Annotated in this window: 17 protein-coding genes; 8 read left to right on the top strand and 9 right to left on the bottom strand. The window is 70.9% G+C overall.

Annotated elements, in window-relative coordinates:
• The first annotated feature begins 17 nt into the window (after nt 1-17).
• The 3 genes from CRP55_RS27905 (at nt 18) to CRP55_RS27895 (ending at nt 6,044) form a co-directional block, all read left to right on the top strand.
• The gene (locus CRP55_RS27905; protein ID WP_097323284.1) at nt 18-1,280 is read left to right on the top strand and encodes an extracellular solute-binding protein; all 1,263 of its coding nucleotides are present in this window, start codon (nt 18-20) and stop codon (nt 1,278-1,280) included.
• Between the two features lie 145 nt (nt 1,281-1,425).
• Nucleotides 1,426-4,449 carry an alpha-L-rhamnosidase gene (locus CRP55_RS27900; protein WP_245923410.1) on the top strand — a complete coding sequence of 1,008 codons (3,024 nt, stop codon included), beginning with the start codon at nt 1,426-1,428 and terminating at the stop codon, nt 4,447-4,449.
• A 29-nt stretch (nt 4,450-4,478) separates the two neighbouring features.
• Nucleotides 4,479-6,044 carry a carboxylesterase/lipase family protein gene (locus CRP55_RS27895; protein WP_097323115.1) on the top strand — a complete coding sequence of 522 codons (1,566 nt, stop codon included), beginning with the start codon at nt 4,479-4,481 and terminating at the stop codon, nt 6,042-6,044.
• Nucleotides 6,045-7,042: 998 nt separating this feature from the next.
• Here CRP55_RS27895 and CRP55_RS27890 read toward each other — a convergent pair.
• Complete coding sequence (locus tag CRP55_RS27890; RefSeq protein ID WP_097323114.1) at nt 7,043-7,984, bottom strand: SDR family NAD(P)-dependent oxidoreductase; 942 nt, start codon at nt 7,982-7,984, stop codon at nt 7,043-7,045.
• Nucleotides 7,985-8,090: 106 nt separating this feature from the next.
• Here CRP55_RS27890 and CRP55_RS27885 point away from each other — a divergent pair, with 106 nt between their 5' ends.
• Nucleotides 8,091-8,762: a TetR/AcrR family transcriptional regulator gene (locus CRP55_RS27885; RefSeq protein WP_097323282.1), complete on the top strand. Its 672-nt coding sequence runs from the start codon at nt 8,091-8,093 to the stop codon at nt 8,760-8,762.
• 85 nt (nt 8,763-8,847) lie between these two features.
• A complete protein-coding gene (locus CRP55_RS27880) occupies nt 8,848-10,824 on the top strand; it encodes a restriction endonuclease (protein WP_097323113.1) in 1,977 nt (658 codons plus the stop codon).
• 13 nt (nt 10,825-10,837) lie between these two features.
• Here the strand turns inward: CRP55_RS27880 and CRP55_RS27875 are convergent, their stop codons facing one another.
• Nucleotides 10,838-13,036, bottom strand: a complete 2,199-nt coding sequence (locus CRP55_RS27875) for a putative bifunctional diguanylate cyclase/phosphodiesterase (RefSeq protein WP_179855354.1) — start codon at nt 13,034-13,036, stop codon at nt 10,838-10,840.
• 85 nt (nt 13,037-13,121) lie between these two features.
• Between CRP55_RS27875 and CRP55_RS27870 the strand changes: the two genes are divergently transcribed.
• From CRP55_RS27870 to CRP55_RS27860, 3 genes are read left to right on the top strand one after another with little or no spacing between them, the layout of a single operon-like run.
• Nucleotides 13,122-14,294 carry a mannosyltransferase family protein gene (locus CRP55_RS27870; RefSeq protein WP_097323112.1) on the top strand — a complete coding sequence of 391 codons (1,173 nt, stop codon included), beginning with the start codon at nt 13,122-13,124 and terminating at the stop codon, nt 14,292-14,294.
• A 41-nt stretch (nt 14,295-14,335) separates the two neighbouring features.
• On the top strand, nt 14,336-14,998 hold the full coding sequence (locus CRP55_RS27865; RefSeq protein WP_097323280.1) for a response regulator transcription factor: 663 nt from the start codon (nt 14,336-14,338) through the stop codon (nt 14,996-14,998).
• Nucleotides 14,998-16,050, top strand: a complete 1,053-nt coding sequence (locus CRP55_RS27860) for a sensor histidine kinase (protein WP_097323111.1) — start codon at nt 14,998-15,000, stop codon at nt 16,048-16,050. Before CRP55_RS27865 ends, CRP55_RS27860 begins: the two co-directional genes overlap by 1 nt.
• Before the next feature lie 38 nt (nt 16,051-16,088).
• Here the strand turns inward: CRP55_RS27860 and CRP55_RS27855 are convergent, their stop codons facing one another.
• From CRP55_RS27855 to CRP55_RS27825, 7 genes are all read right to left on the bottom strand, one after another.
• Nucleotides 16,089-18,674 carry a tetratricopeptide repeat protein gene (locus CRP55_RS27855; RefSeq protein ID WP_245923409.1) on the bottom strand — a complete coding sequence of 862 codons (2,586 nt, stop codon included), beginning with the start codon at nt 18,672-18,674 and terminating at the stop codon, nt 16,089-16,091.
• Between the two features lie 5 nt (nt 18,675-18,679).
• Nucleotides 18,680-20,926: a putative bifunctional diguanylate cyclase/phosphodiesterase gene (locus CRP55_RS27850; RefSeq protein ID WP_143234916.1), complete on the bottom strand. Its 2,247-nt coding sequence runs from the start codon at nt 20,924-20,926 to the stop codon at nt 18,680-18,682.
• 63 nt (nt 20,927-20,989) lie between these two features.
• Nucleotides 20,990-21,805 (bottom strand): carbohydrate ABC transporter permease, encoded by an 816-nt coding sequence (locus CRP55_RS27845; RefSeq protein ID WP_097323109.1) that lies wholly within the window; start codon nt 21,803-21,805, stop codon nt 20,990-20,992.
• Nucleotides 21,806-21,807: 2 nt separating this feature from the next.
• On the bottom strand, nt 21,808-22,779 hold the full coding sequence (locus tag CRP55_RS27840; protein ID WP_097323108.1) for a carbohydrate ABC transporter permease: 972 nt from the start codon (nt 22,777-22,779) through the stop codon (nt 21,808-21,810).
• Nucleotides 22,780-22,784: 5 nt separating this feature from the next.
• On the bottom strand, nt 22,785-24,071 hold the full coding sequence (locus tag CRP55_RS27835) for an ABC transporter substrate-binding protein (protein WP_097323278.1): 1,287 nt from the start codon (nt 24,069-24,071) through the stop codon (nt 22,785-22,787).
• Nucleotides 24,072-24,083: 12 nt separating this feature from the next.
• Nucleotides 24,084-25,760, bottom strand: coding sequence for a glycoside hydrolase family 43 protein (locus CRP55_RS27830; RefSeq protein ID WP_097323107.1), 1,677 nt, complete (start codon nt 25,758-25,760; stop codon nt 24,084-24,086).
• A 1-nt stretch (nt 25,761) separates the two neighbouring features.
• Nucleotides 25,762-26,128, bottom strand: a 367-nt coding sequence (locus tag CRP55_RS27825) for an RICIN domain-containing protein (protein WP_143234914.1), incomplete at its 5' end; no start/stop codon positions are given.

Genomic DNA, 26,128 nt, shown 5'->3' with positions numbered 1-26,128 from the left:
CCAACGTGGGAGAGCTCATGAAATCACGTAAGTTGACCGCAGTCGTCTCCGCTCTCACCGCTGTCACTCTCGCCGCGGCCTGTAGCAGCGGCACGGGTTCCAGCTCTTCGAACGACAACAAGACCCTCACGCTCGCCTCGGTCGACCAGGGCTCCATCGAGGACGTCATCAAGGCGTTCGAGGCGGCCAACCCCGGCGTGAAGGTCACCTTCACCACGAGCGGGGCCGACCAGTATCAGGCTCAGATCCGTACGCAGCTGTCGTCCGGCACCGCGCCCGACGTGATGACCGTGTGGCCCGGCAACGGCAACCCCGGCGCCACCTACGTGCTGGCCAAGCCCGGCTATCTGCTCGACCTCTCGGATCAGCCGTGGGCCGGGCAACTCCCGGATGCCTTCAAGCAGGTCGCGCAGTACGAGGGCAAGACGTACAACGCGGTCTTCGGCCTCAACGGCATCGGCGCCGTCTACAACGACGAAGCCCTGGCCAAGTCCGGATTGAAGGCACCGGCGACCTGGACGCAGCTGCTGAAGTTCTGCGGCGACGCGGCCGGCAAGGGCACCCCCGCCTTTGCTTTGGGCATCCAGGACAACTGGGTGACCCAATTGGTGTTGTACGCCCTCGCGGCCACCACGGTCTTCGGCGCCGACAAGGATTTCGACGCCAAGCTGCAGAGCGGCCAGGCCACCTTCGCCAACTCGCAGTGGACGACGGCCATGGCCAAGTACCAGGAGATGTTTTCGGCCGGCTGCTTCCGGAAGAACCCGCTCGGCACGAGCTACGAGGCCAGCCAGGCCCTCGCCGCCACGGGTAAGACGCTCGGCATCGTCCAGGGCAATTGGATCATCGGCCTGCTCAAGCAGAAGAACCCGGCCGGCAAGTTCACGATGAAGGCCCTGCCGGCCACCGACGACCCGGCCGGCTTCCTCATGCCGGCCGCCGCCGGTGCCGGCTACGGCGTGAACGCCAAGGCCAAGAACAAGGACCTGGCCCTGAAGTTCGTCAACTACGTCATGTCCCCCGAGGGCATGAAGCTCTTCAACGAGAAGCAGGGAAGCCTGCCCACCCTCCAGGGCGCCGGCACCACGGTCGACCCGGGCCTGGCCGAGCTGACCACTTTCGTCAAGGACAACCGCACCGTTCCCTTCATGGACCAGCTGTGGCCCAACGCCAAGGTGCAGCAGACCATGCTCAGCGGCCTGCAGGAGGTCTTCAGCAAGCAGACCACCCCCGACCAGGTGCTCAAGGACATGGACACCGAGTACAAGAAGGGCGCCTGACCCGGTGACCGACTTCCCCGGCGACTTCTGCCCGCGTCGCCCGCACCGGGCGGCTCGACTCCCTGAAGAAGGAAATCTGATGTCCCCGATCAGAAAATCCACCTCACTGATGACAACAGCGATACTGCTCATCCTTGGCGCCGCTGTGCCTGCCTCCGCCCACTCCGGATCGGCCGGTGACGTGCGCGTTCAGCGGCTCAGCGTCGACGGCCGCTACGACAGCCCACTCGGGCTCGACAGTCAGCGGCCGACCCTCGCCTGGCAGATGGAGCAGATCCGCTGCCGGCCCGAGGCTCGTGTGTGCCCGGGTGACCGTCAGACGGCGTACGAGATCCAAGCCGCCGCAAGCACCTCGGACCTGAAAGCGGGCCGCCTCATCTGGCGAAGCGGCCGCGTCAGCGGCAGCGAGCAGCAAGTCCGCTTCGGCCGTGAGCTGAAGAGCCGGGACACCGTGGCCTGGCGGGTGCGGGTGTGGGACGCCAACCGCAATCCGTCGGCCTGGTCCTCGCCGTCGACCTGGTCGATGGGGCTGCTGAAGCCGAGCGACTGGGGATCGGCGCGCTGGATCGACTATCCGGACCGGGCCGAGAACCAGCCGATGCCGATCTTCGCCCGCCCGTTCGGGGTGAAGAAGAAGGTCGCCGGCGCGCGGCTCTACCTCTCCGGCGTCGGGTTGCACCACGCGACCCTCAACGGGCGCGACATCACGCAAGAGGTGCTCGCGCCGGGTAACTCCAACTACCAGCTCTCCAGCGAATACCGGACGTACGACCTGACGACGGCCCTGCGCGGCGGGTCCAACACGCTCGGGGTCGAGCTGGGCAACGGGCCGGCCTACGTACGGCGCAGTGTCACCAACCCGGCGGTAGGCCGTACCTCGCCGTACTCCTGGTGGCAGAGCCAGCTCAAGGGCACCGGCACCCTCACCGCCGCCGCACCGGTCGGGGCACTGACGATTTCCGTTAGTGACATCAACGGCTATCACGTCGGCGGCACGGTGAACGTCGACACCGGTGGGGGAGGGGACCGGCTGGAGTCGCGGGTCATCACCGCTATCGGCGCCGGAACCATCACCTTCGCCGGCGCCCTGGGTAAAGCCCACGAGGCGGGCGCGAAGGTGACCGGCTCGGGCAACAACATCGCGGCCAGCGACGCCAGCGCGGGCGCGGCCGTCACCCCGCGGTTCATCGGCCGCCTGGAGATCACCTACTCCGACGGCAGCCGCGACACGATCGTCACCGACCGGTCGTGGCGGGCCGCGCTCGGGCCGCTGGTCACCGACGCCTGGTATTCCGGATCGGACTACGACGCCCGCCGCGAGCAGCCGGGCTGGAACGTTCCCGGCGCCGATCTGTCGGAGAAGGCCACCCGCCGGGACGGCACACCGACCGGTTGGATCAGCGCCGGCATCGCGCCGCCGCCCAACCTGGCCACCGAACTGGTCGCGCGGGCGGCCGAGCCGGTCACCGTGCAGGAAGTGTTCAAGCCGGTCAGCGTCACCAACCCCGTACCCGGAACATGGGTCTTCGATTTCGGTCAGAACATCGTCGGATGGCCGCTGCTGAAGGCCAGCGAACTCCCGGCCGGAACGACCGTGAAGATGCAGCCGGCCGAGTCGCTCAACCTCGACGGCACGGTCAACCAGGCGTCGCTGATGGGCGGCGGCGGATCCCGTGGCCTCGACCTGTTCAACACGTACACGACGGCCGGCGGGCGGTCCGAGACCTGGCACCCGAACTTCAACTACTTCGGCATGCAGTGGGTCCAGGTCACCGGTCTGCCCGCCGGCTTCGTGCCGGGCAAAGACCTGATCACTGGCGTACGCCTCCAGGCGGACACGCCGATCGCGGGCACCTTCACCTCGTCGAACGCCCGGGTGAACCGGATCCACACGATGGCGCGGTACTCGTTCGCCAGCAACATCATGAGCGTCTTCACCGACTGCCCGGGCCGCGAGAAGCTGTCGTACCCGGCCGACTACACGATGCCGATGGGCGCCATCGAGCGGAACTTCCAGCTCGACGCGTTCCTGCGGACGACCATGCGCCATCTGGTCGAAGGCCAGTCACTGGCGGACACCTCGATGTACGGTAACGTCGCGCTGAAGACACCGGTCTACGACTGGGGCTATTCGGGGCGCTTCGGCGACGAGATCAACTGGGGCAACGCGATCGTGCTGGTCCCGGCGATCCTCGAGCGGTTGTCCGGCGATCCGGCGCTGATGAGCGCGAACTACGACCGGATGGTGCGCTTCGTCGACTACATCCAGCGGCAGAAGGCCCAAGGTTTCATCGTGGACGCGGCGCTCGGTGACTGGGTCGGCGACGAGCCGACCTCGGGGCGGATCACCGGCACGTGGGGCTACTACCTGACCGCGCGGGCCATGGCGCGCGCCGCGTCGCTGACCGGGCACACGGCTGACGCTGCCACCTATGCCACGCTGGCCGCGAACATCAAAACCGCGTTCAACGACACCTTCTACAACGAAGAGCTCGGCCGGTACACCGCCGACGGTACGGCTGGGGCCACTCAGACGGCGCAGGCTCTCGCGCTCGATGCCGGCCTGGTGCCGGACGACAAGCGCGGCGAGGTGCTCGATGCGCTGGTCGAGCTCGTGTACGCGTACCACCCGAACGGCACCGGCCCGCACCTCAGTGGCGGCACCATCGGCATGGGGCCGATCGTCCGCGCCCTGATGAACGCCGACCGGGACGACGTGCTGTGGGAGACGTTGCAGCAGAACGACCAGCCTTCGTACGGCTACTTCCTGGCGTCGACGCCGGCCAACCCGGGCGGCATGACGACGATGGGGGAGCGCTGGAACCGCGGCGACTCCAAGAACCACATGATCCTGGCCCAGATCGAGGAGTGGTTCCACGCCGGGATCGCCGGCCTTCAGGTCGCCGGTGACCGGCTCGTCTTCAAGCCCAAGCCGGTCGGCGACCTGAGCTCGGCGTCCGCCACCTACGGCACGGCTCGTAGTAGCTGGACCAGGAAGGACGGTCGTTTCGCCCTGACGGTGACCGTCCCGGCCAACACGACGGCCGAGGTGTGGGCGCCCGTCGGCAGCAAGGCCTCCGGGCGCGCCTCCTTCCAGCGCGTCGACGGCAAGTACGCCGTCTTCACTGTCCCGTCCGGCACCCACCACTTCACCGCCTCCGCGAAGTAGTGAGTGCCCCCTACTCATCGAGGTTGACCATGAGCTCAGGACTGACCCGCAGGACGTTGATCGGTGGTTCCCTGTCCGTGGCGGCAGTGGGGGCGTTCCCCCGGCCGGCCCAGGCGCACGGCACCGAAGCGTCTACCCGCTACGGCCGTGTGCGCGGGCGCCGCGAAGACGGCATCCTCAAGTTCCTCGGCGTTCCCTACGCCACGCCGCCGCTGGGCCGGCTCCGGTTCAAGGCCCCTCGCCCGCCGCAAGCGTGGCGGGGCGTGCGTGACGCGGTGGACTTCCCGAACCCGGCGTACCAGGTGACCGGCGGTGAGATGGGGCCCGGCCGCCGGATGCCGGCCCCGTCGGAGGACTGCCTCTACCTCAACATCTGGACCCCCGCCGCCGACCGTAAGCGCCGCCCGGTGATGTTCTACAACCACGGCGGCGGTTACATGATCGGCTCCGGCTCGGCCACCGGCCAGGACGGCAGCAACCTGGCCAAGCTCCACGACGTCGTGGTGGTCGAGTCCAACCACCGTCTCGGCCTGCTCGGCTACCTGTTCCTCGGCGACCTCACCCACGACGGCTACGCGGCCAACCAGGGCATGCTCGACATCCTCGCCGCCCTGCGCTGGACCGCCGACAACATCGAGCACTTCGGTGGCGACCCGGACAACATCATGGTCTGGGGCGAGAGCGGCGGCGGCGCCAAGACCGCCGCCGTCCACACCATGCCCGCCGCGTCACGGCTTTTCCACAAGGCCTCGATCGAGAGCGCCGCGCCGCTGCGTTTCCCCACCCGCGACGGCGCCACCGCCCGCGCCGAGCGCACGCTGCATCTGCTCGGCCTCACCAGAAAGGACATTCCCCGGCTGTACGACATCCCGGCCGCCCGCCTGCTCGAGGTTCAAGTGTCGGAGGCGGCCAACGGCGTCGCACCCTGGGGCGACCCGGACCCGCTGCCGGGCTTCGGCGCCTTCGTCGACGGCCGGATCATCCCCCGGCACCCGTTCGCCGACGGCGCCCCACCCTGGTCGGCCGGCAAGCCGCTGATGGTCGGCACCTGCCGCGACGAGACGGTCTTCTTCAGCCTCTTCGGGCCACCCGACATCTTCCGCATCGACGAGGCCGGCCTCCGGTCCCGGCTGAGCGGCACATACCAGGGCGCCGACCTCGACCGCGTCATCGCCACCTTCCGCCGGTCGCGGCCTGGAGCCACCCCGGCCCAGCTCTACTTCGCCATCACCACCGCGCCCATCTGGCGCGGCGCCATCACAATCGCCGAGACCAAAGCGAAGCCAGTATTCATGTACCAGCTCGCCTACCCGGACCCGACGTCTGTGCCGGGCACCGACTTCCCGCTCGGCTCACCCCACGCGTCCGACATCCCTCTCAAGTTCGCCAACGTCCCCGCCGGCGAGCTGCCGGGCAAGCGGGCCACCGCCCGGCACATGAGCGCCTTGTGGGCCGGCTTCGCCCATCACAGCCACCCGACGGCGCCCGGCGTGCCCCGCTGGCCGGCCTACACGACCAGTGACCGCGCCACGATGCGGATCGACGCCCGCTGCCGAATCGTGCACGACCCAGACCGCGCCGAGAGGCTGGTCTAGCGGCCCAGCCCCGCGCGGCGCCGCACGTCGGCCTGGTTCGCTTCGGGCCCGGCGGCGCGGCTCGGTGCGGCGTTGCGCGTCGGCCTGGGTCGGTTCAGGGTCGGCGGCGCGGGCCTGTGCGGCGTCGTACGTCGGCCTGGGTCGTTCCAGGGCCGGCAGTGTGGGACCGTGTGGCGTCGCATGTTGGCTTGGGTCGCTTCGGGCCAGGCGGCGTGGGCCCGTCTGGCGTCGCACGTTGGCCTGGGTCGCTTCGGGCCAGGCGGCGTGGGCCTGTGCGGCGTCGCACGTCGGCCCGGGTCGACTCGCGGTCGACGACGCGGGCCAGGGGCGTCCTCGCGCAAGGTCCGGGCGCGCCGGGCCGCCTCGCCGGCCCTCTCCCCGCCGGGCTGCCTCGCTGGCCCTCTCCTGTCGGTCCGTGGGGCTTTCGCTGGAGGGGAGACTGCCGGTCCGTGGGGCTTTCGCTGGACGGGGACTGCCGGTCCGTGGGGCTTTCGCTGGAGGGGCCGCGGGCCGAGCCGGCGGTCTCCGGTGGATGGCTGTAGGCGTGGGTGAAGCGGCTGAGGCTTGGGTAGCCCATCGGGCGGCGATGTGGCGGAGGTCGCCCGGGTCGGCGTTGCGCAGGTCGGGGTGGACATGGTCGAGCCGGAGGCGGCGCCGGTAGCGCGTCGGCGTCGCCGGATGGAGCCGGAAGGCGAACTCGACCTCATGGCCGTTGAGGCCGGGTGCGGTGGCGATGTCGGCCAGGCTGAGCGGTTCGGCGGCGTGCGCGTCTATGTACGCGACGGCACGCCGCAGCATGGCCGGGTGGGCGTCGTGGTTGCCCAGGGACGTCGGTTCCGCGCGTCCACCCCGCCGGCTCACTCCGGCGTAGGACGGTCGGCGCTGACCGTCTTCGCAGCCTCCCGCGAGACCCGCGCCCGTGTCGATCTGCCTCATGCCCGACGAGTTCGGCGACCTCGCCGGTCAGCGCGGCTCATCGGCCGCGCTTCGGCCGGTCCTCAACGTAGACCAGCCGACGGGCTTTCGGTCGAGCTGGATCGGGCGACGGGGAACGTCACCCCGGTGAGGTCTTCGGAGACGGACCAGAGTCGCTGCTGGGTGGACACCTCGTACGACTGCGGGCTCGACGTGACCAGCCGGGGGTGGCCCTTGACCTCGAAGCGCCCGCCCGGGCCGTAATACTGGCCGCCCAGGGCAGCCGGGTCGGTGGCGGCGCGCAGCGTCGGCAGGGCGCCCATCTCGGGGGTCTGGGTGATCACCGGGGCGAGCCAGGTGAGAGGGAGCCGAAGGGCGGCGGGCGCGTTGCGGGCGAGCTCGGTGCTGGACATGCCGGGGTGCGCGGCCACCGCGATGGTGGTGCCGTGGGTGGCCAGGCGGCGTTGCAGCTCGTACGTGAACATCAGGTTGGCCAGTTTGGACTGGCCGTAGGCGGCGATTCGGCTGTACGACCGCTCGAATTGCAGGTCGTCGAAGTGGATCGCGGCCCGGATGCGGTGGCCGGTGCTGCTGACCGTCACCACGCGGGAGCCGGGCACCGGCAGCATCAGGTCCAGCAGCTGGCCGGTGAGCGCGAAGTGGCCGAGGTGGTTGGTGCCGAACTGCATCTCGAAGCCGTCCCGGGTGGTCAGCTTCGGGGTGTACATCACGCCGGCGTTGTTGATCAGCAGATCGATGTGGTCGAGCCGGGACCGCAGCTCGGTGGCGGCGGTGCGGACGGAGTCGAGGGACGTCAGGTCCAGCGCCTGTACGGTCACGTCGCCGCTCATGCGGGCCGCGGCCCGCCGGCCCTTCTCGACGTCGCGCACGGCGAGGACCACTGACGCGCCGCGATCGGCGAGCGCCTTGGCGGTCTCGTACCCCAGTCCGGTGTTGGCCCCGGTCACCACGGCGACCCGTCCGCGCTGGTCGGGGATCTCGGTCGTCGTCCACTGCTCGCTCATGTCAGCTCCCACTGATTAAGTACCGGAGGTATCTTGCGAGAGAGACGTTAAAGTACTTCCGGTACGTTGTCAACGTACCGTCGGTACGTAAGTTAGGCTGGTGATCGTGACTTTTCAGCGGGCGCGAACCGAGGAGCAGCGGGAGATCCGCCGCCGGGCGATCCTCGACGTGGCGGCGGCCATGCTCGGCGAGATGCCGGTGGCCGCGGTCACCCTGAACGAGCTCAGCCGCCGGGTGGGCCTGGCCAAGCCGAACGTGCTGCGCTACTTCGAGTCGCGCGAGGCGGTGCTGCTGGAGGTGCTGGACCGCTTCCTGCGCGAGTGGCTGACCGAGCTGGAGGGCGAGTTGGCCGCCGGCGTCGACGAGAGCCGGCCCATGCCCGAGCGGGCGGCGGCGGTGGCCGAGATCCTCAGCCGTTCACTCGCGGGCCGGGTGGTGCTGTGCGACCTCTTCGGCGCGCAGGGCAGCGTCCTGGAACACAACGTCTCGGTCGAGGTGGTGGCCCGTTACAAGCGGGCGTCCCTGGAACGCCTGACGACCATGACCGCCCTGCTCGAGAAGTGCCTGCCGGAGCTGGGCGACACCGCCGCCCTGTTCAGCCTGCAGACCATGGTCCTGGCCGGTGCGCTGTCGGCCTACAGCACGCCCCCGCCCAGCCTTCAGGCCGCCTACGAGGCCGAGCCCGACCTGGCCCGCTTCCACATGGACCTGCGGGATTCCTTGAAGCTGACGCTGACCGCGACCCTGTTGGGCGTGCTACCCCGCGATCGGGGGTAGACGCAGGTCACAGCGGTGAACCCCGCCACTCGGGCGGCTCCTGGCCTGTTCAAGATCATCGGAGCGCTCGACCGGGAAGGCCGCCTTGACCACGTCACCCTCGCCATCGACGAACACCACTGACGCCAACGGACTGCGCCTTGTCGCGGGCATCTTCCTGATCATCCTCATGGTGTCGCACCTGACCATCGGGAAGATCGGCAACCCTGTCTCGTACGTTCTGGACGTCGCGGTGTTCGGGGGTGGCGGCCTCATGCTGATCCGCTGGTGGCACCTCCGGCGCGTCGTGATGCGCTCCGGCTCCGGCGCCAAACTGGCGGGGCCGCCCGGTGTGGCGCTGCTTCCGGCGTTCATCGGGACGTTCTTCGCCTTCGCGGCGGTCGACACGGTGCTCGACAGCCTGTGGGAGGGCAGCTTCGCCGGCCACTGGGGGTTGATCATCTGGACCGGCCTCATCGGCGCGGTGCTGCTGGCCATCAGCGCCGGGCTGGCCCGGGACTTCGCTCGCGGCAAGATCCCGCCGCCGAAGCAGCCGAAGCGCGCGGCGGCGCGTTCCGCCCCCGCCGCCCCGTTGACGCCCGTTCCCATGACTCCGGCCTCTCCGCCGTCACCGGCCTATCCGTCACCCGCGGGACCGTCGCCTTCGGCCCCGGCGCTCGCAGTACCGGCACCGCCACCTTCCGTCCCGGCGCACGCGGGACCACCGCCGGCGGTCGCGTCCGGCTCACCCGCGCCGCCGATGGCTGCGCAGGAGATGGCCGCGCCGCAGATGCCGGCGCGGCCGGCGGCCGCGCCGGTGAAGGCCGAGCCGGTTGCTCTGCCTCCCGCGGACCTTCTGCGGACCGATGCCCGTACCGCCTGGGCCTACCGCCGCTATCTCGGGCAGCGGCGGCCCGGCGGCATCGACACCGCGATGGGTGAGCGGCTGCTCTCCGCCCTCGAGCCGGGCGACCATGTCGAACTGATCCTCGACGCGGTGGCGGGACGCGGCGACAGCGTCCTGCGCGCCGTGGATTGGGAGCGCCCGGGCCTCGCTCCGATCGTGGCCGTGCGCACCCTGCGGGCCTGGATTCTGCTCCACCGCGAGGGCGCCGGTGTCACCGTCGCGCCGGGCCGGGTGGCCGGCGGCATGTCCGCCACCAGCGCTCCGCGCCTCTCCTGGCCGCACGCCGGCCGGGCGGCGCAACTGACGGCGACGGACGGCGCCTCGCTCACCGTCAAGTTCTTCCTGGATGAGCACCACGGCGTCGACGCCACCATTTTCGAGGAGGGGGCCGGCGAACACATCCGCCGGATTCCCGAGTCGGCTGACGTGCCGGCCATTCCCGACGGCGCGGCCCTTCTCGCCGCCGCCCCGCCCCTACCGGCGGCTCAGTTGCCCACCGACTGGCGCGCGGCCGAGGACATCGCCTGCGCCCACATGCGGATGCTCGGTTTCGCTGACGCGGAGACGACCGCCGGCGGCCGCGACGGTGGCCTCGACGTCGTCGCCGAGCAAGCGATCGCCCAGGTCAAGATGTTGGCGCTGCCGGTCGGTGCCCCGCCCGTACAGCAATTGCGCGGGACACGCCCGCTCCTTGCGTACCATCTCTTCTATTCGACGTCGGGCTATACCAGCGCCGCCCTGGCCGCGGCCGACGAGATCGGCGTGGCTCTTTTCAAGATCGAGCGGGACGGTACGGTCGCCGGCGCGAACGCCGCCGCGGATGGTCTCGAGGTCTCCGGCGGTACGGCGCCCGCGGTGAGCCCGAAACGCCTCGTCGAGCTGTACGCGGAGGAACTGGCCGCCCGTGTGCTCGCCGCCCTGAAAACCGTCGACCACGATCGGGCTGAACTGGCCGAGCGTTATCCCGGCCAGTACCTCCGGCTGGCGCGCTACGCGAAGCAGGCGCTGGACAACCTGCAGAACCGCCCGGGCACCTTCGAGTCACTGCGGTCGGCGCTCGTCTACTACCACCACACCGAACTGCTGGTCCATGTCTTCTTCCAGGAGCTGGGCATCCCCTACCCGGAGGGCGACGGGGCGGCGGTCGAGGACTCCCTGGACTCGTACTACGACTGATCGCGGCGCGACGTCAGGCCGCGTCGGCCCGGCGGGCCGGCCCGGTGGTGAGGAGACGTTCGATGGTGGCCGGGTCGGACGGGCGGCCGAACAGGAAGCCCTGGCCGTAGTCGCAGCCGAGGCTCTGCAGGGTGGCCCACTGGTCGTCGGTCTCGATGCCCTCGGCGACAGTGGTCAGCTGGAGCGCCTGGCCCAGGTTGACCACGGCGTCGACCAGGGCCTTGTCCTCGGCGTCGGTGGCGACCTGGGTGATGAAGGCTCGGTCGATCTTGAGGATGTCGACCGGGAGGCGTTTGAGGTAGTTGAGCGACGAATATCCCGTACCGAAATCGTCGATGGCCAGGCGGACGCCGAGCCGGCGCAGAGCCTGCAAGGTCTCCGCCGCCGTGTCGATGTCCTGCAACAGCATCGACTCGGTCAGTTCCAGGGTGAGGCAGGCGGGGTCGATGCCGGAGTCGGCGATGGCCTCGCGGACGTCGTCGACCAGGCCCGCGTACTGGAACTGACGGGCCGACAGGTTGACGTTCATCCGCAGGCCGGGGTGCGCCCACGCGGCCAGCTGGTGGCAGGCCTGGCGTAGCACCCACCGGCCCAGCGGGACGATCAGGCCACTCTCCTCGGCGTTGTCGATGAAGTGCTGCGGGCCGAGCAGGCCGTGCACCGGATGCTGCCAGCGGACCAGCGCCTCGACACCGGTCAGGCGCTGCGTCGGCATGTCGACGACGGGCTGGTAGAGCACGAGGAACTGATCCCCGGCCAGTGCCTGTTCCATCTCGAGGCGCAGCTGGGCCTCGTTCACCACGCTCGCGTACATGGCCTCGTCGAACAGGGCGTACGCGTTGCGGCTGTGCCGTTTCGCGGCGTACATGGCCAGGTCCGCGTTGCGCAGCAGCTCGTCGCCGGTGAGCCCGTGGCCGTCGGCGACCCCGATGCTGGCGGTGCAGCGCAGGTCGCGGCCGGCCACCGGCACCGGCTGGCGCAGCTCGTGCAGCAGCCGCTCGGCCAGCGCGCCGGCGTCGCGGCCGTCCAGGTCCTCGATGAGCACGGCGAACTCGTCACCGCCGAGGCGGGCCAGGGTGTCGCCGGGGCGGACGTTCTCGCGCAGCCGGGCCGCCAGCGTCGTGAGCAGCTCGTCGCCGGCGCTGTGCCCGAGGTTGTCGTTGACGTCCTTGAAGTCGTCCAAGTCGATGAGCAGGACCGTCACCTCGGCCTCCCGGCGTGAGGTGGCGTGCTGGAGGCGGTTGCGGAACAGCGCCCGGTTGGACAGGCCGGTCAGCGAGTCGGTGAACGCCTGCCGGCTGAGCTGCTCCTCGAGGGCCTTGCGGCCGCCGACGTCGCGCACGCTGAGCACGACGGCCTCCAGGTCGGGGTCGTGCAGGCAGTTGGTGCCGATGGCGTCCAGCACGGCCCAGGAGCCGTCGGCCCGGCGCAGCCGCGTCTCGATCTCGGCGGTCGCGCCGGGCGCGGACGCGCGCAGCGCCGCCATCCACCTGCGCAGCCGGGGGAGGTCGCCGGGGTGGGCCCAGGAGGCGAGCAGCGTGCTGGTCACGTCGGACGGCGCGTAGCCCAGTACGGTCCGGATGGAGGGCGTGGCATAGCGGACGTCGCCGTCGCGCCCGATGGCGACGACCACCTCGGGCGAGTTCTGCAGCAGGGCGCCGGTGCGCCGCTCGGCCGCCCGCCGCCGCTCGTCCAGGCGCCGGCGGTTGTGCGCGATGATCGTGCTGATCAGCACCACGCAGGCCATCACCGCCACGAGGCCGATGACAAGCACGGTGCTCGTGCCGGGATGGCCGCCCAGCAGCGCGGCGAAACCCGCCATGGCGACGGCGCCCAGGCCGGCCACGACCGGCGCGGAGAACAGCGCGGTGGCGAGAATGACGATCAACATGGCGTACGGCAGGTAGAAGACGACGCCGTACGGGTCGAAATAGGCCAGCGTCGCGAGGACGGGCAGCTCGACCACCCACCACAGGACGAGGGCCGAGCGTACGCGCGGGCGCCGCACCCACCGGCGCCACGGCAGGGCCGCCATCGCACCCTGGCCCAGGCCGGCCACCAGCAGCGGCAGCGCCCACCAGCGCCGGTCGCCCTCCCAGACGTACATCACCTGGGCCGCGCCGAGCAGCGTGGCGAGCATGGCGATGACCGAGCCCACCCGGATCTGGCGCGCCCAGTAGTCGGCCCCGTGATCGTCGAGGTGCTGCGGCATGAGAATCCCATCGGCGGGCCCGGCCGCGGGTTGAGGCACGGGCTTTTAACCCGGCCTTATCACCCCGCGATCAAGGTGGGGTCCCATGAACGCAGTCGTTGCTGAACGTGAACTCGACATCCTCGTCGAACCGGCCCCGGCCGAGCGGTTGCGGCGGCCGTGGCGGGCGGCGTTCCTGGGGGCGCTGGCGGTGTGGTCGGCCTCGGTCGTCGTCCACCTCGCGGTCGGTGCGTTCGCCTGGCTGACCTACCGGGGGAACGGGCCCGCTCCCGACTTGTGGTCGGTCGCCCTGGCCTGGAACGGGTGGGACGCCGGGCATTACGTGCGGATCGCCGAGAGCGGCTACCACCTGGGCCCGGGCTTCCCGGCCTTCTTCCCGCTGTACCCGATGCTGATCCACCTGTTCGGCGGCGGTCCGGGCGCCGCCCTCTTCGTGGCGCACGCCTCCGCGTACGGCGCCCTGGTCCTGCTCTACCGGCTGGCCGACTACGAGTTCGGTCCCCGGGTGGCGCAGCGTGCCGCCTGGTATCTCGCGGTCTTCCCGATGGGGTTCTTCCTGTTCATCGGGTACAACGAGTCGCTGTTCCTGCTGCTGGTCGTGGGGGCGCTGTACGCCGCGCGGCGCGGGCACTGGTGGCTGGCGGGCACGCTGGGCGCTTTCTCGTCGGCCACCCGGCTGTTCGGCCTTCTGCTGATCCTCCCGTTGGCCGTCGAGTATCTCCGTCAGAGGGGGCGGATGAGGGCCGACGTGCTGTCGCTCGCCCTGGTGCCGTTGGGGGTGGTCGGCTACAGCGTCTATTGCCTGATCGAGCTGGGCAGCCCGGTGCAGTTCAGCATCGCCCAGGACGAGTGGGGACGGCGGTACACGTTCCCGGGGCAGGCGTGGCTCATCGCGGTCCGGCAGATGGGCGGCCCGCTGGACAAAGCCACTCTCGGCGCCGTGCTGGACGCCGGCACGATCCTGATCGCGGTCGTGCTGCTGATCCTGTGCCTGAAAGGGCCGTTCAAGTTCCGGCGCGACCAGCTCTACCTGGTGGTGCAGGGCGGGATCACGCTCGTCATGCTGATGTCGACCGAGGTCGGCGGCCGCTCGATGCAGTCGGCCGGGCGGTACGCGATGGAGGCGGTGGCGATCTTCCTGGTGCTGGCCCGGATGGGCGCCCACCAGACGGTCGACCGCGTGGTGCTGGTGGTCGGCGCGTCCCTGCAGGCGGTCCTTCTGGTGATCTTCATGGCCGGCACGTTTCTGGTGGCGTGAATTTATCGGGACCTTATACGGATCATGGCAGCATGGCCGCCGTGCGAGTTCTGGTGGCGGATGACGAGCGGTTGCTGGCGGAGACGATCGCTGTGGGTCTGCGGCGTGCGGCCATGGCGGTCGACGTCGCCTACGACGGCGCGGAGGCGGTCGAGAAGATCGGGATCAACCGGTACGACGTCGCGGTGCTCGACCGGGACATGCCGGAGGCGACCGGCGACGACGTCTGCCGCTGGATCGCCGGGCAGCGGCTCGGCACGCGGGTGCTGCTGCTCACCGCGGCCTGCGGCATCTACGACCGGGTCGAGGGGCTCGGGCTGGGCGCCGACGACTACCTGACCAAGCCGTTCGCCTTCGCCGAGCTGGTGGCCCGGGTGCAGGCGCTGGCCCGGCGCACCGCTCCGGCCCTGCCGCCGGTCCTCGAGCGCGACGGCGTCGAGCTCGACGTGGCCACCCGCACCGCGAGCCGCGACGGCCGGCCGCTGGCGCTGACGCACAAGGAGTTCGGCGTGCTGCACGCGCTGATGCGGGCGCAGGGGCAGGCCGTCACCACCGAGGACCTGCTGGAGCAGGTCTGGGACGAGCACGCCGACCCGTTCAGCAACGTCGTGCGGGTGACCGTCTCGACGCTGCGCCGCAAGCTCGGCGAGCCACAGGTGGTGCAGACGGTGCCGCGGGCCGGATACCGGGTCGGGCTGCGCTGATGGGTCTGCGCGCGCGGCTGGTCGTCGCGGTGGCCGCCACGGTGACCTTCGTCTTCGTCGCCCTGTTCGTCTATTGGCAGCTGCCCTGGACCCCGCCGGACTACGAGCCCTGCTACGACGACGTCGACGGCATGGCGTGCCGGATCACCCGCAAGATCCCGATCGGCGATCTTCCGCAGTACGGCATCGTCCTGGCCGCGAGCCTTCTGATCGTGCCGCCGCTGGTGTGGTGGGTGCTGATCCCCGTGCGCCGGATGCTGCCGGTCATCGCCCAGGTCGGCCCGCAGAACCTCGGCCACCGCATCCGTCCCGGCCGCGGCCGCGACGAGATCAAGCGGCTGGGCCGGTCGCTCGACGCGATGATGGACGGCATCGCCGCCGGCTACGAGGGCCAGCGCAGTTTCGCGGCCAACGCCTCCCACGAGCTGCGCACCCCGCTCGCCCTGCAGCGGGCGCTGATCGAGGTCGGCCTGGCCGAGCCGCTGACCTCCGAGCAGTCGGCCCTGCTCGCGACCCAGCTGCTGGAGACCAACGCCCGCAACGAGCGGCTCATCGAGGGCCTGCTGGTGCTCAGCCAGGCCGACCAGGGCCTCAAGACGCGGGCCCCGCAGAGCCTCGACCGTCTCGCCGCCGGTGTCGTCGACGCTCACGCCAGGGCCGCCGCGGACGCCGATGTGAAAATCACGATCGAGGTTTCCCCGTACGAGGTCGAGGGCGACGCCGTGCTTCTGGAACGACTCCTCCGCAACCTCGTCCACAACGCGATCAAGTACAACCGGCCCGGCGGCACGGTCGGCGTCACCGTCGGCGGGGACGGCGCCGCCCTGACCGTGACGAACACCGGCCCGACGGTACCGGCCGAGGATGTGGCCCGGCTGTTCGAGCCGTTCACCCGCCTGGCCACCGGGCGCATCGACCACAGCGGCGGCAGCGGGCTCGGCCTGGCCATCGCCCGGTCGATCGTGCGGGCACACGGCGGCACGATCACCGCGACCGCGCTGGACGACGGCGGCCTGCGCGTCGCCGTCGTCCTCGAGAGGACCACCGGCTGAGAAACGGCCGGATCCGTTCGAGGTTGCGGCGTCGTCGTTCAGCCGCCCGTTCCGCCCGATCGGCCGGCCAGCAAGGCGCGGAGGGCATCGGCCTGGTACATGCCGTGTTCGCTGTAGAGAAGCAGCGCCCGCTCGAAGAACGTCCGGGCGGATTCCCGATCGCCCCGCTGGTCGAGGACCTGACCCAGGCCGGCGTACGCCCGGGCCCGCTGCTCGGCCATCCCGCTGTCACCGGCGATGGCCAGCGCCGCCTCGAAGTGGGTGGCCGACGATTCGAGCCGGCCGGCCGCGCGGTTCGCCTCGCCGAGCCCGTTGAGGATGTCGGCCTCGGAGACGCGGTCCCCGGCCTCGCGTTTGATCGCCAGCGCCCGCTCGTGACACCCGATGGCGCGGTCGGGCTCGCCGAGGCGGGTGTGCACCAGGCCGAGGGCGTCCAGCGCGTCGGCCTCGATGCTGCGATTGCCGAGCCGGCGGCACAGGGCCAGCGCCTGACGGCAGTGTTCCCGGGCGTCGTCGAGCCGGCCGCACCGGGCCTCGATGGTCGCCATGTTGCTCAGCGCCTTGGCCGCGCCGTCGAGGTCACCGACCTCCCGGTGGACCGCGAGCCCGCGGCTCAGGAAGTCGATCGCCTCGTCGAAGTTGCCCAGCGTCCCCTCGTTGTATCCGAGGTTGTGCAGGGCACGGGCCTCGCCGACCCGGTCGTCGGCCTCGCGGTAGAGGGCGTGCGCCTTCTCGTAGTGGACCTTCGACGCCGAGGGACCGCGGTGGTAGAACTCGAGGTTCGCCAGGTTGTTCACCGCGTGGGCCTGGCCGCGGACGTCGTTGATCCGCCGGAACAGCTCGGCCGAGCGCCCGAGACGGTCGGCCGCCGGCCCGATCCGGCCGAGGGAGGTGTAGGCGACGCCCTGCGCGGACAGGGCGGTCGCCTCGGCGCGCAGGTCGCCGATCGACCGGGCGGCCGCGGCCGCGGGGCTGTTCATGTCCAGCAGGTCGCGGTAGCTGGTGTTCAGCAGGTGGCGGAACAGCACCTCGGCCAGGCGGCTGGTGTGGGCCGGCCATCCGTCCGCGGCGTAGGCGGCGACGGCCATCAGGGTGGAGTGCTCGGTGCTGAGCCACGCCGCGGCGGCCTCCGGGCCGGACAGGACCGGCGCCGCCGTGGTCGTCTCCGGCGCCCGGGGCCGGCGGTCGGCGCCCGTGGGGTGCAGGATCGCCATCGCGGTCACGGCGGTGGCCAGGTAGTGGTCGAGCAGGCGGGTCAGGGCGGCCCGGCGGGCGACCGGCCGTTCCTGCTCGTGGGCGTGCTCGACCGCGTGCAGGCGGATCAGGTCGTGCAGGGTGTAACGGTCGTCGCCGGCGCGGTGGGCCAGGTGGTCCTCGCACAGCCGGCGGAGCCCGGCGCGGACCGTGTCCAGGTCGCCGCCGGTCAGCGCGGCGGCCGCGTAGGCGTCGAAGTCCTCGGCCGGGTGCAGCGCCACCAGCCGGAGCAGCCGTTGCCGGTCGCCGTCCAGGTCGCGGTAGGAGCGGTCGAGGGCGAGGGCCACGCCGTCCTCCAGGCGCCCGGCCCGGCGGCGCTCCTCGAGCCACTCCGCGTGGTCGGCCAGCGACCAGCCCGGCTTCGCCCGCACCTGGGCCGCGATCAGGCCGAGCGCGAGGGGCAGCCGTCCGCACAGGTCGGTGATGCGGGCGGCGGCGGCCGGTTCGGCGCGGACGGCACCCGCTCCGACCTCACCGGTCAGCAACCGCAGCGCCTCGGGCCGGCCGAACACGCCCAGGGTCAGCGCGACGGCCGGGCTCAGCGCGTCGAGACCGCGGCGGCTGGTGACCAGGACGGCACAGCCCGGCGCGGCCGGCAGCAGGGGCCGGACCTGGTCGGCGTTCGCCGCGTTGTCCAGCACGATCAGCGTCCGGGTGCCGGCGAGCCGTTCGTTGTAGAGCCGCCGGCGGGCCGCCAGGTCGTGCGGGACGGCCGAGCCGGGCACGCCGAGCAGCCGCAAGAAGCCGTCCAGCACGGCGACCGGGTCGGCGGGCGGGTGGCCGGGATCGGGGTCGAAGCCGCGCAGGCTGACGAACAGGGTCCTGGAGTGGGGGAGGAGGCGGGCCGCCCGTACGGCCAATTGGGTCTTGCCGACCCCGGCCATCCCCTCGATCGTCGCTATCGCGACGGGGCCGTCCGCGGCGAGCGCGTCCCGCAGACGGCGCAATTCGGCCGTACGGCCGGTGAACAGCGGCAGTTCCGGCGGCAGGGCTCCGTGTACGCGCACCTGGGCCGCCGCCCGTCGTTCGCCGGCGACGGCCTGCAGGGCCTCCTGCCACTGCGCCACGTAGTGGGGATCGGGGTGCAGCGCCTGGACGATCGCCGTCACCAGTTCGGCGCTGAGCCGGCGCCGCCCCGACCGGAAGCAGTCGACCACGGTGGTCCGGCCGGCCAGTTCGCTGTCCGGGCGCCCGGCCCGGCGCCACGAGGCGTTGACCATGGTGGTGATGCGGGCGTACGACGGATCGCCGGCCCAGACCTTGAGCGAGCGGAGCCGTTCGGCCAGTTCGTCCACCGTCATCGCCACGCCGGGGTCGGGCAGCCGGTCGAGCAGCGCGGCGTCGACGGAGAACCCGGCACGATCGGGCACGGCGCTCAGCTCACGCGGTCGGTGACGGGACCGGTGGCGATGGCGCCGAGGGGGCCCGGGCGCCCGTACAGGAAACCCTGCCCGACCTGGCACCCCAGCTCGGCCAGCATCGCCGCCTGGGCCGGGTCCTCGATGCCCTCGGCGACGGCGGTGAGGCCGATCGCGCCGAACAGCTGCCACAGCGTGCCGAGGATGTGCACGGCGGCCGGATCGCGGGCGATGTCCTGGACGTACGTCCGGTCGATCTTGACGATGTCGGCCGGGAACCGGTGCAGATATCGCAGCGAGGCGTAGCCGGTGCCGAAGTCGTCGATCGCGATCCGGATGCCGAACTCGCGCAGCCGGCGCAGCGTGCCGATCACCTCGGACTCGTCGGCCAGCGCGTTCTCGGTCACCTCGAGCACCAGCTGTCCCGGTCGCAGGCCGGCCTCGTACAGCGTGGCCGCGACCTTCGACGGGAACGAGGCGTCGATCATCTGCGAGGGTGAGACGTTCACCGACAGATAGGCCGACTGCGACCCCGGCCACAGCGCGAACTCCGCGCAGGCCCGGCGCAGCACCAGCAGGCCGAGCTCGCCGATCAGGCCGGCCCGCTCGGCGACCGGGATGAACACGTCCGGCGTCACCGTGCCGTGCTCGGGGTGCTGCCAGCGGGCCAGCGCCTCGACGCCGGCCACCCGGTGGTCGCCGAGCGCCACGATCGGCTGGAAGGCGAGGTGCAGGGCACCGTCGGCCAGGGCCTGCCGCAGCTCGGCCCGCAGCATCACCTCCTGGTCGAAGCCCTGCCGCATCGACGGCTCGAAGACCGCGTACGCGTTCTTGCCCTGCGCCTTGGCCGCGTACATGGCCAGGTCGACGTTCTTGCGCAGGTCCTCCGAGCCGGTCGTGCCGTCGGAGACCGCGAGGCCGACGCTCGCGCTGAGCCGGACCGTGCGGGCGCCCACCTCGACCGGCTCGTGCAGCAGTTCGAGCAGCCACTGCGCCTGCGCGGGCAGGTCGTGGACGCGGGTGGTGAGCACGGCGAACTCGTCGCCGCCGAATCGGGCGATGGTGTCCGGCGCGGCGAAGCAGGCGCGCAGGCGCTCGCCGGCCGCCCGCAGCACGACGTCGCCGGCGTCGTGCCCGAGCGAGTCGTTGATCATCTTGAAGTCGTCGAGGTCGAGGTACACGATCGCGACCGGCGTCCCGGCGTTCAGCCTGCCCTCGAGCTTCTCCAGGAACAGCGCGCGGTTGGCCAGCCCGGTCAGCGGGTCGTGATAGGCCTGGTGCCGCAGCCGCCGGGTCAGCGTCGAGTTGTGCAGCAGAGTGGACAGCTGGCGGAGCAGGATCAGCAGCAGCCCGATCATCAGCGGGACGGCCTCGGGCGCGTCGACCCGCACACCGGCCAGCGTCTGGCCGGCGACCACGAGCGCGGCCAGCCCGAACGGCACGTAGGGCAGGGCGGTCTGCCAGTGCGCGGTCACCCCGGTGTGGTCGAAGGTGATCGGCCACCTGGTCGCCAGCCATCCCGCCGCCGCGCACGCGGCGAACGCGACGAACCAGCCCGCGTCCGAGTTCTGCCCGGTGGCGTACGTGCCGGCCGACGTGTCCAGGGCGAACAGCACGTCGCTGACGGTCATCCCGGCCAGGCCCAGGAGCAGCAGCAGGCCGATGCCGCGGCTGCCGGGCCGGGTGCGGGCGGCCAGCAGCACGGCGACGGTCGCCAGCACGATGTCGCAGACCGGGTAGGCCACCGACACGGCGAACGCGAGCACCGAATCGGCGCCGGTCTCCCAGACCTCGCGCACGGTCAGCGACCAGCCGATCACGAACAGGGCGCAGCCGACGATCAGGCCGTCGAGCAGCACGGTCAGGCGCGACCCGATCGACGTCCAGCCCGCGATCAGCCACAGCCCGGCCGTGGCGAGCAGCGGGAACAGCAGATAGCCGATGTCGGCCAGCGAGGGGAAGAGCACCTCGGCGTGGGCGACGAGCTCGTTCCACGACCAGTAGAAGTTGCCGAGACCCCAGCTCAGGCTGCCCGCGGCGAGCAGGCGCCAGCCGAGACGCGCGCTTCCGGCCACCCGGCGGGCCGCGGCCAGACACGGAACGGCGCCCAGACAGGCCAAAAGGCTACTGCCCAATTGGGTGTACGGCGCGACGGCCGTTCCCGAGAGCAGGAAGATCGGCGCCCCGGCCGCGAGGCACAGAGCGACCAGCCAGGCCACATGGCGCTGCTGACCTGTCACCGCGGGCCGACAGGTCGCGCGCACGAATTCACGCGCCGCAGTCTCACACGCACCACTAGTCGCGTTCAAGACGTAGCGGTCGATCTTTCAGCCTTTGACGGCCCCCGTGAGGCCGCCGACGATGCGGCGCTCGAAGAGGCTGAAGAAGAGCAGGGCCGGGATCATCGACAGGGAGGTGAAGGCGAGAACCTTCGCGGTGTCGACCGAGTACACCGAGGAGAACGCCTGAACGCCCAGCGGCAGGGTGAAGCTGTCCTGGTCGTTGAGGATGAACAACGGAAGCAGGTAGCTGTTCCAGCTGCCGATGAAGGCCAGGATCCCGGTGGTGATCAGGCCGGGCACCGACAGCGGGAGCACCATCCGCCAGAAGAAGCCGAGGCGGCCGCAGCGGTCGATGGCCGCGGCCTCCTCGATCTCCTTGGGGATGGCCCGCAGGAACGGGACCAGAATGATGATCGTGGTGGGCAGGCCGAAGGCGATCTGCGGCAGGATCACGCCGGGCAGCGTGTTCACCAGACCCAGGTTCTTGATCAGGATGTAGAGCGGCGTGATGGCGACGGTGGCCGGGAACATCAGGCCGGCCGCGAACAGGGCGTACATCGCGCCGCGGCCGCGGAACCGGTAGCGGGCGAGGACGTAGCTGGCCATCACGCCCAGCGTGACCACCCCGATGGTCGTGGCCGCGGCGACGACGGCCGAGTTGCCGACCTGGCGCCAGAAGGTGTCGCTGGTCAGCACGCCGGTGTAGTTGCCGAGCTCCCACGGGTCGGGCAGGCCGGCCGGGTCGGTCGTGATCTGCGAGTTGGTGCGGAAGCCGCCGATGATGATGTAGACGACCGGGCCGAGCATGAGGCCGATCAGCGCGAGCGCCGCCGCGTAGACGGCCGGGGTGCGGGTGCCCATGGCTACCGCCCTTCGGTGAGCGCGCCCTCGGTGTCCCGGCGCAGGACGAAACGCTGGTAGACGAGCGCGATGATCATGGAGATGATGAAGATGACGACGGCCACGGCGTTGCCGTACCCGTAGTTGGCCGCGTTCCGGCCCTCGACGACCATGTAGGTCGCCATGGTCGAGGTGCCGGCGGTCGAGGCCACGTACTGGCCCCAGATGATGTAGACCAGGTCGAACAGCTGCAGGGCGCCGATGATCGACAGGAAGGCCCAGATCCTGATGGTCGGGCCCAGCAGCGGCAGGGTGATGTGCCGCTGGATCTGCCAGTAGCTCGCGCCGTCGACCGCGGCCGCCTCGGCCAGCTCCTCGGGGATGTTCTGCATGCCGGCCAGGAACAGGATCACCGCGAACCCGACGTACTTCCAGGTCAGGATGAGCATCAGTGTCCAGATGGCCAGGCCCGGGTCGGCCAGCCAGTCCGCGGCCAGGGCGTCGAGGCCGATCGATCGCAGGACGTCGTTGAACGCGCCGTTGGTCTGCAGGATCAGGGCCCAGGCGGTGCCCGCGATGACCTCGGCGATGACGTACGGCACGAAGATCAGCACCCGGATCGCCGACTGGCCGCGCACCCGCTGGTTGAGCAGCAGGGCGAGACCGATGGCGATCGGCCCCTGCAGGACCAGCGACAGCACGATGATCTGCCCGTTGTGCAGCAGCGCCTCGTGGAACGCCTTGTCCTGAAGGATGGTGACGTAGTTGTCGAGCCCGACGAAATCGGTCGGCGGCCCGAAGCCCTTCCAGCGGTAGAAGCCGTAGTACGCGGCCATCACGACCGGGAAGATCACGAAGCCGGCGAACATCAGGATCGCCGGGCCGGACAGGGCCGCGATCTCCAGCCGCTGGGCCCAGCCGATGCCCCGCCGGCGGGGCCGGACCGGCGGCGGCGCCTGCACGCCCCCGCCGATCCGCGCCTCGGTGACCGTCACGCTGCTCAGCCCTTCTTGGCCGCGTCGTTGACGGCCTGGATGATCCCGGCGACGTCACCCTTGCCGGCGAGCAGGTTCACCACGCCGACGTTCAGGGCGTTGCCGACGTTCTGCCCGTACACGGTGTCGAGCCACTGCGACACGTACGGCGCCTTGTTGTAGGCCTCGAGAACCGCCTTCAGGTAGTCCTCGGTGACCGCGCCCTGAGCTTCCTTGCTGACCGGCAGCGAGTTGAAGGCCTTGTAGTAGGCCTCTTGCACGTCCTTGGTGAGGATGTAGTTGAGGAAGTCGGCGCACTCCTTCGGCGCCTGCGCCGAGCAGGAGTACCCGTCGGCGCCACCCATGATCGCGCCCGGGTCGCCCTGGCCGCCGGAGACCGCCGGGAACGGGAAGAACCCGAGGTCGGGCAGGGGCTTGGTGTCCTTGGTGAGCGAGGCGATCACGCCCGGGTCCCAGCTGCCCATCAGCTCCATGCCGGCCTTGTGGTTGGCCACCAGGCCGGCCGAGCTGCCCGCGCCCTGCTGGGCCGAGGTGGTCAGGAAGCCGTCGTTGAACGGCTTGGTGTCGGCGAAGGCCTTGAGGTCCTCGCCGGCCTTCGTCCAGCACGGGTCGCCGAAGTTCTTGTCCTTGGCCGCGGCGTCGAGCGAAGCCTGCGAGCAGGCGCGCAGCGCGAAGAAGTAGTACCAGTGTGCGGCCGGCCAGGCGTCCTTGGCGCCGAGGGCGATCGGCGTGCCGTTGGCCTTGAGCTTGCTCGCCGCGGCGTTGAGCTCCTCCATCGTGGTCGGCGTAGCCGTGATGCCCGACTTGGAGAACAGATCCTTGCTGTACCAGAAGCCGCCGGGAAGGATCGACACCGGCACCGAGTACGCCTTGCCGTCGACCTGCCCGGTCTGCAGCGCGGCGTCGCCCACCGCCTGCTTCGTCTCGGCCGTGATGTCGCCGGTGATGTCCTTGAGCTGGCCCGCCTCGACCATGGCGGCCATCTTGCCGCCGCCGCGCTGCAGGAAGATGTCGGGCGCGGAGCCGGAGTTGAGCGAGGTCTGCAGCTTGCCGTCCAGGTCCTCGTTCTGGATCGACTGGATCTTGATCTTGACGTTCGGGTGGGCGTTCTGGAAGTCGGCCACCGTCTTGTCCCAGAAGGCCTTGCCGGGGCCGGTCGTGGCGTTGTGCCAGAACTGCATCGTGACGTCGCCGCCGGACTCCGAGCCGTCGTCGTCACCACTACAAGCGGCCAGGCCGCAGGCGCTCAGCGCCAGCGCGGCCGCCACAGCGAGAATCCTTTTAGCTGCCAAGGCGATCACCTTTCATGTGTCGGGGTCGGTGCGGTAGATGGCGCGATCGAAGTCGGCGTGAACGCCCTCGGCGCCCAGGTCCTGGACCCAGAGCCCGACCATGGCGCCGGTGAAGCCCCAGGCCTCGGGCTCGCCCGGGACGATCGTGGCGGCGTACTCGTCGGACAGCGTCGTGGCGTCGAAGCAGAGGCCCAGGTCCTGCCAGCCGGACTCGGACTCCGGGGTGGCCGTCCAGGCGAAGGTCAGGGCCGTGCCGTCCAGGCGCAGGCGCAGCCCCACCCGGCGCACGCCGCCCAGCCGGGCCGACACGCCCGGCACCGTGGTGACACGCCCGCTGTCGCAGCGCAGGACGCCGAGCACGACAGTGCCGTCGTCGTCGGCGGTCAGATGCAGGTAGTACCAGTTGCGCGAGTTGTAGTACGCCGTGATGCCGGCCAGATGCCGGATGTCGGAGGGCTCGAACTCGCAGGTCGCCTCGAAGGTGCACCGCTGTGCCGTCACCCGGCGGGCGACCAGGCTCGGCCGGTGGCGGGCCATCGGTGACCGGCCGCCCCGGATCCGCAGATGTGAGGGGCGGGCCGACAGATCGATCCAGTCGGCCGTGGCCGGGCGGCGCAGTGTCGACCAGTTGGGGCCGAGCGCCGGCGCGTCGAAGTGGTCGTCCTCGAACTGCTCGGAGGAGGGCGGCCGCACCGTCGAGACGGTGCCGGTGGGCGCCGGCGTCAGCTCGGCCGGCACGCCGTCGAGGACGCGCGGCCAGGCGCCGGCCGGCCACTCCACCTTCGTCAGGGCCGTCTCGCGGCCGAGGACGCAGCGCCCGTACGGCGAGTAGGGCCGCGCGACCAGGTGGGCCAGGTACCACTCGCCGGCCGGTGTCTCCACCAGGCTGCCGTGGCCGGCCTTCTGCAGGGCCAGCTCCGGGCGCCCGGCCGAGGTGAGCAGCGGACCGCACGGGTCCACCTCGTACTCGCCGAACAGCTGCCGGGAGCGGGCGACCGTGACCTGATGGGTCCAGCTGGTGCCGCCCTCCGCGGTGACCAGGTAGTACCAGCCGTCCCGGCGGTAGACGATCGGCGCCTCGGTGAGGCCGGCGCTGGTCCCGGAGAAGATCAGCCGGGCCGGGCCGGTCAGGCGGCGCCGCTCGGGGTCGTACTGCTGGATCTCGATGCCGGCGAAGCGGTTGCGGCCGGGACGCCAGTCGGCCCGCATCGAGAGCATCCAGGTGGTGCCGTCCTCGTCGTGGAACAGCGACGCGTCGAACCCGCGGCCGTGCAGAACGACCCGGTCCGACCACGGGCCGGTGATGCTCGGCGCGGTCACCAGGTAGTTCTGCGGGTCCCAGTAGCCGCCCGCGAACGTCGACACGTCGGTGTAGAGCAGATGGAACAAGCCGTTGGCGTACGTCAGGTTGGGCGCCCAGATGCCGCACGAGTCGGCGGCGCCGTCGAGGTCGAGGAGCCGTCGCTCGGTCAGGGCGCCGCCGAGCGGCTGCCAGTCGACGAGGTCGGTCGAGTGGTGCAGCCGCACGCCCGGATACCACTCGAAGGTCGACGTGGCGATGTAGTAGTCGGTGCCGACCCGCAGGATCGAGGGGTCGGGATGGAACCCGGGCAGGACCGGGTTGCGGATCAGGTGGTGGTCCGCGCTGCCGCCACCGGAGGTGGCGGCAGCGCTCTTGGCAATCGTCATGTCAGCTCAGCGCGAACCGCTGGTTGGCCTGGCCGTTGCAGTCGTAGATCTGGACCTGCTGGCCGTTGCCGGTGCCCCAGACGTCGAGGCACCGTCCGGACTGGGCGCCGGTGATGGTGCCGTTGGTGTTGACGTTCCATTGCTGGTTGGCCTGGCCGTTGCAGCTGTAGATCTGCACGGCCGAGCCGTTGCCGGAGCCGGCGGCGTCCAGGCATCGTGAGCCGTAGACGGTCAGTTGTTTGCTCGAGGTGAGTGTCCAGGTCTGGTTGGCCTGGCCGTTGCAGTCGTAGAGCTGGACCCGGGTGCCGTTGTTCTGCGAGGCGCCGGGCACGTCGATGCACCGGCCGGACTGGGCGCCGAGGATGCGG

This window comes from Paractinoplanes atraurantiacus (genome assembly GCF_900215205.1).
Lineage (GTDB): Bacteria > Actinomycetota > Actinomycetes > Mycobacteriales > Micromonosporaceae > Actinoplanes > Actinoplanes atraurantiacus.
This window is presented reverse-complemented; position numbering and strand designations above follow the sequence as displayed.

Bases quoted from the DNA above. Each gene is read 5' to 3' on its own strand.
- CRP55_RS27870 (WP_097323112.1), top strand. From the start codon at position 13,122: ATGAACGCAGTCGTTGCTGAACGTGAACTCGACATCCTCGTCGAACCG.
- CRP55_RS27895 (WP_097323115.1), top strand. From the start codon at position 4,479: ATGAGCTCAGGACTGACCCGCAGGACGTTGATCGGTGGTTCCCTGTCC.
- CRP55_RS27905 (WP_097323284.1), top strand. From the start codon at position 18: ATGAAATCACGTAAGTTGACCGCAGTCGTCTCCGCTCTCACCGCTGTC.
- CRP55_RS27875 (WP_179855354.1), bottom strand. From the start codon at position 13,036: ATGCCGCAGCACCTCGACGATCACGGGGCCGACTACTGGGCGCGCCAG.
- CRP55_RS27890 (WP_097323114.1), bottom strand. From the start codon at position 7,984: ATGAGCGAGCAGTGGACGACGACCGAGATCCCCGACCAGCGCGGACGG.
- CRP55_RS27860 (WP_097323111.1), top strand. From the start codon at position 14,998: ATGGGTCTGCGCGCGCGGCTGGTCGTCGCGGTGGCCGCCACGGTGACC.
- CRP55_RS27830 (WP_097323107.1), bottom strand. From the start codon at position 25,760: ATGACGATTGCCAAGAGCGCTGCCGCCACCTCCGGTGGCGGCAGCGCG.
- CRP55_RS27845 (WP_097323109.1), bottom strand. From the start codon at position 21,805: ATGGGCACCCGCACCCCGGCCGTCTACGCGGCGGCGCTCGCGCTGATC.